Annotated in this window: 8 protein-coding genes; 3 read left to right on the top strand and 5 right to left on the bottom strand. The window is 55.9% G+C overall.

All coding sequences use genetic code 11. The features are described 5' to 3' along the window. Nucleotides 1-226: 226 nt before the first annotated feature. The 4 genes from COA55_RS09855 to soxR all read right to left on the bottom strand — a co-directional run bounded on the left by COA55_RS09855 (nt 227) and on the right by soxR (nt 4,685). Nucleotides 227-1,336 (bottom strand): LuxR C-terminal-related transcriptional regulator, encoded by a 1,110-nt coding sequence (locus tag COA55_RS09855; RefSeq protein WP_290501911.1) that lies wholly within the window; start codon nt 1,334-1,336, stop codon nt 227-229. 83 nt (nt 1,337-1,419) lie between these two features. Then, complete coding sequence (locus tag COA55_RS09850) at nt 1,420-2,601, bottom strand: helix-turn-helix transcriptional regulator (RefSeq protein ID WP_290501909.1); 1,182 nt, start codon at nt 2,599-2,601, stop codon at nt 1,420-1,422. A 404-nt stretch (nt 2,602-3,005) separates the two neighbouring features. Next, a complete protein-coding gene (locus tag COA55_RS09845; protein ID WP_290501907.1) occupies nt 3,006-4,019 on the bottom strand; it encodes an isocitrate dehydrogenase in 1,014 nt (337 codons plus the stop codon). Between the two features lie 201 nt (nt 4,020-4,220). Next, on the bottom strand, nt 4,221-4,685 hold the full coding sequence (gene soxR / locus COA55_RS09840; protein ID WP_063518614.1) for a redox-sensitive transcriptional activator SoxR: 465 nt from the start codon (nt 4,683-4,685) through the stop codon (nt 4,221-4,223). 90 nt (nt 4,686-4,775) lie between these two features. Between soxR and COA55_RS09835 the strand changes: the two genes are divergently transcribed. The 3 genes from COA55_RS09835 to COA55_RS09825 all read left to right on the top strand — a co-directional run bounded on the left by COA55_RS09835 (nt 4,776) and on the right by COA55_RS09825 (nt 7,290). After that, nucleotides 4,776-5,366, top strand: a complete 591-nt coding sequence (locus tag COA55_RS09835) for an NAD(P)H-dependent oxidoreductase (protein WP_290501904.1) — start codon at nt 4,776-4,778, stop codon at nt 5,364-5,366. A gap of 133 nt (nt 5,367-5,499) precedes the next feature. Continuing rightward, nucleotides 5,500-6,477, top strand: coding sequence for an ABC transporter ATP-binding protein (locus COA55_RS09830; protein WP_290501902.1), 978 nt, complete (start codon nt 5,500-5,502; stop codon nt 6,475-6,477). 51 nt (nt 6,478-6,528) lie between these two features. Then, nucleotides 6,529-7,290: an ABC transporter permease gene (locus COA55_RS09825; protein ID WP_063519059.1), complete on the top strand. Its 762-nt coding sequence runs from the start codon at nt 6,529-6,531 to the stop codon at nt 7,288-7,290. Nucleotides 7,291-7,424: 134 nt separating this feature from the next. Here COA55_RS09825 and COA55_RS09820 read toward each other — a convergent pair whose 3' ends face one another. Beyond that, on the bottom strand, nt 7,425-8,381 hold the full coding sequence (locus tag COA55_RS09820; protein ID WP_290501900.1) for an AraC family transcriptional regulator: 957 nt from the start codon (nt 8,379-8,381) through the stop codon (nt 7,425-7,427). Nucleotides 8,382-8,985 lie beyond the last annotated feature (604 nt).

Below are 8,985 nucleotides of genomic sequence, written 5' to 3'. Positions count from 1 at the left end.
CTGAACCTCCCTGATCACAATGTTTTCCTCGCAGAATCATTGTAACCAGTTCGGTTCAGGCTTTTTCATTTGTCCCTCAACTGTGGGACAGCAGTGGGCGTGCCCCCTCTTTTTTTATGCTTTCTGGACGGTTAGGAGAAAAGGTTTTGACACTCCAATATCTATTCATTCAGCGTCCTCGTGAAGGGGGTGCTAACGAATAACACAGGGATGACAGAGGTGAGTACTACCGCAACAACGCTGCCAGAATTCGGCTGATCAGCTCCCCCTGCCGGGAACAACCGGTTTTCTGGAAAACCTGTTTTATCTGCGAGCGCACAGTGGAGACGCTGCGGCCCAACTGTTCGCTTATTGTCTGTACGTCTTTCCCGCTGACCAATTGTTCACAAACCTGCGCTTCAGCAGGAGTCAGCTCGAAATAGGTCGCAATATGCTCCGCGCGGGGAAGGGGGCGGTTGTCTGTTTCGTAGGCGCTTACCAGGGCGCCACCGGCAAGCAGGTCGCTGCTTTCGATGGGGCGGATCACGAATATCAGTGGGCTGCGTCCTTCTCGTTTGAGAAACAGGGTCTCGCTGCAATAGGCTTCCTTGCCCATGCTGGAGCGAACCACCTGGGCGGAGGCTCGAAAGAAGGCGCTTTGGACATCGCTTTCTGCGAAGCGGAAGCGTTCGTCACGAATGCCTAGGCAGCGCTCGCGGGCGATCAGCTCACGGGCAGCCTTGTTGGAGTAGAGGATGGTGGCCATGCTGTCGAGGACAAAGGTGGCGTCGGGGAGAACGTCAATGATGGCGGCCAGTGAGGAGGCCGCCTGGTTACGGGTCTCCAGTTGCCGGTAAAGCTGTACGGTCTGGCGGATATGCGGAACCAGTCGATTCAGGGCATCCAGTTCCGCCTGCTGATAAGGGCCTTGTGCAACGGTACGCTGGATGGTGAGCACGAAGCTGTGGGTGCGGGTGGTATCAACCAGCAGCCAGGCGGAATCCAGCATGTCCTGTTCGTTTTCCCATTTGGAATAATCTTCGTCGGGCTGGAAGTCTGGCAGCAGGGGCAGGGCAGCCTGGAACAGACCCGGCGCCTGCTTGACCGCCTGGTTGGTGACCACGTCCTGGGCAATCATGTTGTTTTCCAGATACCAGGTGATGAATTCTTCGGACAGGCCGTGATACCAGAGGTGCTCCATGCGCAAGGGCTGCCGGTTGATGACCAGTAGCTGGGCGGCACAGCCCTTGATGGCGTTGGTCAGCTTTTCCAGAAAGGTATGAAATCCCTCCCGGTGAGTCAGAGAGCGGTAGAGGGCTTGAATCAGATCTGGCTCATTTTGTAGGACGAGTGCCATGGTTTTTCCTGTTCTTCATTGGGCGCACTTCATGTGTGAAGGTCGGTATGATATTGAGTCTTTTATGCGTTAGGGCGGTGGTTTCACCCCAGTGCCCTGACCAGCATGGCAATCAACTCGGTTTGTTTGCCAAAGCCGTTTTTGCCCAACAAACTCTTGATATGTTGGCGAGCGGTATGGATGGAAATGCCTTTTTTTTCGGCAATCTCGTTGGCGGATAGACCTTGCATCATGGCGCTGGCCACGGAGGCTTCCGCCGGCGTGCAATCAAATAATGCCTGCATTTTTTCAAGATCCGGCTGCTGGCTGGCATTAAAACTGAAGAGTTCGATCAGCACTCCGTTGTTGTCCGGGTTATCTGCGATCAAGGGGACCAGACTCAGTGCCAACCGTTCATCCGAATCGGGTATAAACAGGGTGACAGGCTCCAGCTTTCCTTGATGAGAATGAACAATGCAGGTGGAAATGGCATCGTTGATTTTTCTCGCCAGACGATTGTTCTTGCTCGTTAGTCGTTCCCCTTCTGAGAGAAACAGTTTATTGCTGCTCTCGAGAATACTGCGGGCCGCATGGTTGGCCTGTGCGACCCTGCCTAGCGCATTGCAGACGACCAGCGCCTTGTTCACATGATTGAGTGCCAGTGCCAGGTTTTCGTTGTCATTGCTGGATTGATACAGCTTTAAATGCAGGGTGACGGCATTCTCGATGTGTGGTGCCAGCAGATTCAGTTGCAGCAGCTCGCGGGCACTGTAGGGGCCATGCTGTTGCTGGCGGTTAGCCATGAAAATCACGCGACACTGTTCGGTCTGCGTCACCAGCATGCCTACACTGTCGATCATATTGATCTGTTCCGCCCAGGCACGACTTTCCGGGCCGAGCATATCGAGAATGCTGCCTTCAGAGTGTCCCTCAAGAAAGGAGGCGAATTGGCGTGGCGGCTGGTTGACAAAGCGGGTAATGGCTTCGTCCCTTTCCGGCAGGTCGCTGTTGATATACCACTGTTCAAACCCTTCCGGGTAACCGAAGGTCCAGCCGTAACAGAGTCGTTGCGGGTTGCTGGTGATGCCCATGATGCCGCCTTGTAGTGCCTGGAAGTGCGCCTGGAACGCCTCAAAGAATGCCCTGAAACCAGTATTGTCATGCAAGCAGCGATACAGCATGTTGACCAGTTGGTTGTATCTCTTAAGTTCTTGCTCGGTCAGTTGGGTGGACGTGGCGGGTGCGGCGTCATTGCGCGCATGGGTGGTGATCGTCGTGGTGGTCATGGCTGTCCCCTTGCGGCCCTTACTGGCTGCCAGGCGCTGGCGGATTCCCCCATGAATCCGGGCAGCGGACATTATGGTTGGCAGCCGTTATTCCCCCTCCCCCAAACAGGGGATAACAAATACATTACCGGTTCCGGTTGAAAGTGTGAAGTTGATCACTGTGTGTGGTGTGGCTAGTGGCAGTGGTGGGGGAGGGCGGGCTCATTGTGAGCTTGTCACAGGAACGTCGTCCGCATCGCGATAAAAGCAGTGACGAGTTGCAAGTTACGAGAAGCGGAAACCCTGCAAATAATGCACGTTTCAGGTTTTGACTTTCGAAACTCGCGACTCGTGGCTTGAGATCCTGACTATCGCTTCGTCTGCGGCATTCCTGCAGGGCATCCGGTTGCTGTCTTTGTGTAAAATCAGGTGGTCAGATGCCGAATCAGTTCATCGGTAAACTCGGTGGTGCTGGCGCGCCCGCCCAGATCCGGAGTGACGATTTCCCCCTGACCGACCACGTGTCGCACGGTGCGGCGCAGTCTTTTAGCCTTGTCGTGCTGTTCCATGTAATCGAGCATCATGGCCCCGGCGAGCATGATGGCAGTGGGGTTGGCGATGCCCTTGCCGGCGATGTCCGGGGCGCTGCCGTGGACGGCTTCGAACAGGCCGCCGTGCTCGCCGATGTTGGCGCCCGGTGCCACACCCAGCCCGCCGATGAGGCCGGCACACAGGTCGGAGAGAATATCGCCGAACAGGTTGGTGGTGACGATCACATCGAAACGATGAGGGTTCATGGCCAGCTGCATGGCCGTGGCGTCCACGATCATTTCCTCGTGTTCCAGATTCGGGTAGTCCTCGCGAACCTTGCGAGCCACATCCAGAAACAGCCCGGACGTGGACTTCATGATATTGGCCTTGTGTACCACGGTGACTTTCTTGCGCCCCTGTTTGGTGGCGGTTTCATAGGCGAAGCGCAGCAGGCGCTCGGATTCGGTGCGAGTGATGCGGCTGCGCAGCTCGGCAGTTTCGCCGTCGTCGCTGACGGTTTGCCCCAGCCCGGAATAGATGCCCTCGATATTTTCCCGGATGGTCATGATGTCCACATTGTCATAGCGGGACTTCACACCGGGAATGGACAGGGCCGGGCGCACGTTGGCGAACAGGTCGAAGGTCTTGCGCAAGGTCACGTTCACGGATGTGAAGCCGCCGCCCACCGGGGTGGTGATAGGGCCTTTCAGCGCCAGGCGGTTGCGTTTGAGCACGGCGAGGGTGTCTTCCGGCACCAGCTCCAGTCCCTGATCCAGTGCGGTCTGCCCTGCGATGGCATACTCAAATTTCAGACCGCAATCCAGTGCGTCCAGTACCCGTACCGTGGCATCCACGATATCCGGCCCGATTCCGTCACCGGGGATAACGGTTACGGTATTCTCGTTCATACTGCCTCCTGATTGCGGTTAATAAGAGTTGGGCGGGGTGTGCCCGGGGTTCAGATGCTGGGTCCAGTAAAGAATAGGCCCCCCATTCTGCCACGTCACGGTCGGCAAAATGAATGCCGACAAAAGTCGCAGGCTACAATGACAGAGTGTTTTTGGCGCAGAAGGTTCGCAGAGAAAGCCCGGGCAGAAGTGGAATCAGGGTCATTGTTCATCCTCGAGTAGCTGGGCCCCGGTGCCCTGCTCGGAGAGTGAGTCATAGGGATTGCGCAGCCGGCAGGCCTTGATCGACAAGCACCCACAACCGATACAGTCGCTCAGTTGATCACGTAACTGGGTCAGGGCGTGAATGCGCGCATCCAGTTGCTCCTGCCAGCGTGCGGAGAGTCGTTTCCAGTCACGGGCGGTGGGCGTGCGGCCGTCGGGCAGGCTGGCCATGGCGTCGGCGATTTCGGCCAGGGGAATGCCAATACGCTGGGCGACCTTGATCACGGCGACACGGCGCAGTACATCTCGGTGGTAGCGGCGCTGGTTGCCACTGCTGCGCCAGCTCTGGATCAACCCCTTGGTTTCATAAAAGTGCAGGGCGGATACCGCAACCCCGCTCCGGTCTGCCACTTCCCCCACGGTCAGGGCTTTACCGATATCGTTTGCGTTGATGAGGGTCATAGCTGCTCCCTGTCTCTTTCAATATTGACCTCAATATTGATTGAGGTTTTACGCTGAGCCTTCATTGTCGTCAACTGTTCAGGAGGTAATATGGCCACGCGCGATCCGCTGACTCTGGCTCTGGTGTACGGCAGTACCCGTGAAGGGCGTTTGTGTGACACTCTGGTCAATTGGGCTGCAGAGCAGATTCGGGATCTGCCCGATTTTGCGCTGCAGGTGATTGATCCCCGTGATTTTGCTGTGCCGGCGGATTTTCCGAATGCAGCATCCGCCAGTGTGCGGCAGTTGCATCACAGGCTGACAAAGACCGATGCCTTTTTAGTGGTTACGCCGGAGTACAACCACAGTTTTCCAGCCATCCTCAAGCAGGTCATTGATATCTCCAGTGCGGCCTGGAAAGCAAAGCCGGTGGCGTTTATCAGTTATGGCGGGGTGTCCGGTGGGTTGCGAGCGGTAGAGCAGTTACGGCTGGTCTATGCCGAGTTGCATGCAGTGACAGTGCGCAATGTGGTGAGCATCATCAATGCCGGTGACGAATTTGATGCCCATGGGCGCTGGCAATCGGAGGAGCAGAAGGCCCGCGCAGAGAAGCGTCTGGCGCAGCAAATGGCGGTACTTGGGTGGTGGGCGAAGAGCCTGAAAGCGGGGCGCCGACTCCCGGAGTTTGCGGCGGTTTCGTGAGCGTGCTGGTCGTCCTGCATATCCGCGCCCATAGGTGGTACCGGGTGTGCATAATGGTTAGCCGGTATAAGGTATGCTTGCCATCGGCGCGATGCAGTGAGAGTGGGAAGGCGTCCTTTGAAGGAGAGACAATGTGGATGCAGTAATTTCGGTCAACAATCTTAACAAGGTTTATGAATCCGGATTTCAGGCGCTTAAAGAGGTCAATCTGGAGATTCAGCCCGGGGAGATCTTTGCCCTGCTGGGCCCCAACGGCGCCGGCAAAACGACCCTGATCAGTATTATTTGCGGGATCGTCAATCCATCATCCGGCAAGGTCCTCGCCGATGGCCATGACATCATTACCGATTTTCGTGCCGCACGAAGCGCCATCGGTCTGGTGCCCCAGGAAATTTCCACCGACGCATTTGAAACCGTCTGGGCAACAGTGAGTTTCAGCCGCGGGCTGTTTGGCAAGCCGCGTAATGATGGCCACATTGAGAAAGTGCTCAAGGCGCTGTCGCTGTGGGACAAGAAAGACAGCAAGATCATGATGCTGTCCGGTGGCATGAAGCGACGGGTGATGATTGCCAAGGCGCTTTCCCATGAGCCCAAGATCCTGTTTCTGGACGAGCCTACGGCGGGCGTGGATGTAGAGCTGCGCCGGGAAATGTGGGAAATGGTCCGCCAGCTGCGCGAGCAGGGCGTCACCATTATTCTGACGACCCACTATATTGAAGAGGCCGAGGAAATGGCTGACCGCGTGGGTATTATCCGTCAGGGCGAAATTATCCTGGTGGATGAAAAGTCCCGGCTGATGGAAAAGTTGGGGCGCAAGCAATTGACAGTACACCTGGCTGAACCGCTTGATGCGATTCCCGCCGCCATGGCGGACGAGGCGCTGGCGCTGGCCGATGAGGGCTACTCGATGGTTTATACCTACGATGCCAACCAGGAAAACACGGGCATTGCTGAATTGCTGCGTCACCTGAGCGAGCAGGGTATTGAATTCAAGGACCTGCATTCACGGCAAAGTTCGCTGGAAGATATTTTCGTGGATCTGGTGCATGGCACGCCACAAGCCTCACGTGGTACGCAACACGTAAAAACTGAAACCCCGGAAAGCCTCTGATGCCGTTTGGTGTTCTCGTTTGGCTGCTCCCGGAAGGATTAATCAATGAAAGTGAATATGCATTCCATTAGCGCTATCTACAAGTTCGAGATGGCGCGCACCTGGCGTACCCTGATGCAAAGCGTGGCCTCGCCGGTGATTTCCACCTCTCTTTACTTTGTGGTGTTCGGGTCGGCCATCGGCTCACGGATGGTCGAGATTGATGGCGTCAGTTACGGGGCGTTTATTATTCCCGGCCTGATCATGTTGTCCTTGATGACGCAAAGCATTTCCAATGCGTCTTTCGGGATATACATGCCTACCTTTTCCGGCACCATTTACGAGGTGTTATCGGCGCCGGTGTCCTATGTGGAGATCGTGATTGGTTATGTGGGGGCGGCAGCAACCAAGTCCACGATTCTAGGCGTGCTGATTCTGCTGACGGCACGATTGTTTGTGGACTATGACGTGCAGCACCCTTTCCTGATGATTGGCTTTCTGCTGCTGACGGCAATCACCTTCAGCCTGTTTGGCTTTATCATCGGGGTATGGGCGGACACGTTTGAGAAGCTACAGATCATTCCCTTGATGATCATTACCCCGCTGACTTTTCTGGGAGGCAGTTTCTACTCCATCGACATGCTGCCGCCGGTTTGGCAGACGGTGACCTTGTTCAACCCAGTGGTCTATTTGATCAGCGGGTTCCGCTACAGCTTCTTTGGTGTGGCCGATGTGCACATCGGGATCAGCCTGGGCATGACGTTGCTGTTTCTGACGCTGTGCATGGGGCTGGTGTGGTGGATCTTTAAAACCGGATATAAATTGAAAAGCTAGGAAGGTTCATCGCGAATCTCCGGTGCTTTACCAAATGCTCGATGCCAGATGCCTGACAGCGAGGGTATTCAGGTCTTGAATGCAGGCGTCCGTCGTCGGGCATCCGGCGTCAAGCGGTTGCCCGGGCTGCCTAATCAGGCGCTGACGCCTGCCTGTGCTCCGCGCAATTTGCTAACGTCCGCACGCGGCGGTGCACCGAACAAGCGGCTGTATTCCCGGCTAAAGTGGGAAGGGCTTTCATAACCCACACGATAGCTGGCGGTGGCCGCTTCCAGGCCTTCGGTGAGCATCAACCTGCGTGCTTCATGCAGGCGCAGCTTCTTCTGGAACTGCAACGGCGACATGCGTGTTACCTGTTTGAAACTGTGGAACAGGGTGGACTCACTCATGTTGGCTGAATCAGCCAGATCCTTTACCCGCAGTGGTTCCGAATAGCGATCCTTGAGGGTCGAGATGACCCGTGATATGCGGTTGGCCTGGGAATCCGTCGAGGCGAACTTGCGCATGCGCGGTCCCATCTCGCCAATCAGTGAGCGGTAGATGATTTCCCGGCGGGTCAGTGGGGCCAGCACCGCGATATCGTCGGGCGTGGTCATCAGGTTCAGTAGTCGGTGCAGCGCGTTCTGCATGGGGTCATCCATGTGTGACATGCACAGGCCACAGCCCACTTCCGGGCATTCTTCGCTTGGCTCATAACGGCCAACCTTGTCTCCCAGTTCCAGCACCAGGTCGGTGACTTCCTGCGGGTCCACATCAATTTTTACCGCCAGGTAGGGATGATCCGGTGAGGCATCAACAATCTGCCCGAGTACTGGCAAGTGTACCGAGCTGGCCAGATAGCTTGAGGGCCCGTAGACAATCTCGCGGTCTCCCAGCTGGATGGTCTTGGTTCCCTGAAGAATAAAAATCAGCGAGGGCTCGTAGACTGTTGATGCGCAGCTGCTTGTGTCATCCGCACGATACAGCGATACGCCGGGGATGTCGGAGGAAAGCATGCCGGGCTCTGGAATCTGTTCGCAAACAAGTCGCGCCAGCTGTTGCTGTAGCGCGATGCTGGATTGTCTGGCAGCAGTTAATGGTGTGGCGGTCATGGTGTCCTCCTTTTCCGCAGTATACGCATGAGCAGCGTGTGCTTCGGGCTATCAGAATGCTTTTTGCAGAATCAGGCAATGACTGCGCAGAAACCGGCAATCCGCCCCGAGTGTAATGTGGAATCGGACAAGCCCGGTGGGTAGCGCGAATCCGTGCCTGGCCGTGTGCCGGGTGGATACGCTGTGTTTCCTTTGGATTTCCGTTACCCCTTTAATAATAGTGTCTTATACGTCAGCAAAGCCATTGTTTGCCGCCTGTGAGGAAGAGGTTGGCCGGTGTTGCTTGCCTGAAACAGCAGTGCCAGCCCGCTGGGTCGGGGGATGACAGTATGCCGGGCCTGGGTTGCCCGAAGGGTGTTTTCAGAGAATCAGGCAATATTGAGGCAGTAACCCGATACCGTGATCTGCCCTTGCTTCACTACAGTTTCTCTCCACTCTGGAAGATCAGCTGTTGGCCACTGCCTGGAAAAATGTGTGTGCCGGGCAAGCAAAATAAAACAGCTTTTTCCATTGACCTAAAGTTAGCTTGAGGAAGTAGGGTTCTCTTCCATGGCGATTTGATCATGGTTTTTTCAGGGTGAATGTCTGATCGGCTGGTGAATTG

Source organism: Alcanivorax sp. (genome assembly GCF_002733835.1).
In the GTDB taxonomy this organism is placed as follows: domain Bacteria; phylum Pseudomonadota; class Gammaproteobacteria; order Pseudomonadales; family Alcanivoracaceae; genus Alcanivorax.
The sequence above is the reverse complement of the archived record's forward strand: the minus strand, read 5'-3'. Positions and strand labels throughout refer to the sequence as shown.

Excerpts from the sequence above, each read along its gene's own strand:
- COA55_RS09855 (WP_290501911.1), bottom strand. The coding sequence starts at position 1,336 with ATGGCACTCGTCCTACAAAATGAGCCAGATCTGATTCAAGCCCTCTAC.
- COA55_RS09850 (WP_290501909.1), bottom strand. The coding sequence starts at position 2,601 with ATGACCACCACGACGATCACCACCCATGCGCGCAATGACGCCGCACCC.
- COA55_RS09845 (WP_290501907.1), bottom strand. The coding sequence starts at position 4,019 with ATGAACGAGAATACCGTAACCGTTATCCCCGGTGACGGAATCGGGCCG.
- soxR (WP_063518614.1), bottom strand. The coding sequence starts at position 4,685 with ATGACCCTCATCAACGCAAACGATATCGGTAAAGCCCTGACCGTGGGG.
- COA55_RS09835 (WP_290501904.1), top strand. The coding sequence starts at position 4,776 with ATGGCCACGCGCGATCCGCTGACTCTGGCTCTGGTGTACGGCAGTACC.
- COA55_RS09820 (WP_290501900.1), bottom strand. The coding sequence starts at position 8,381 with ATGACCGCCACACCATTAACTGCTGCCAGACAATCCAGCATCGCGCTA.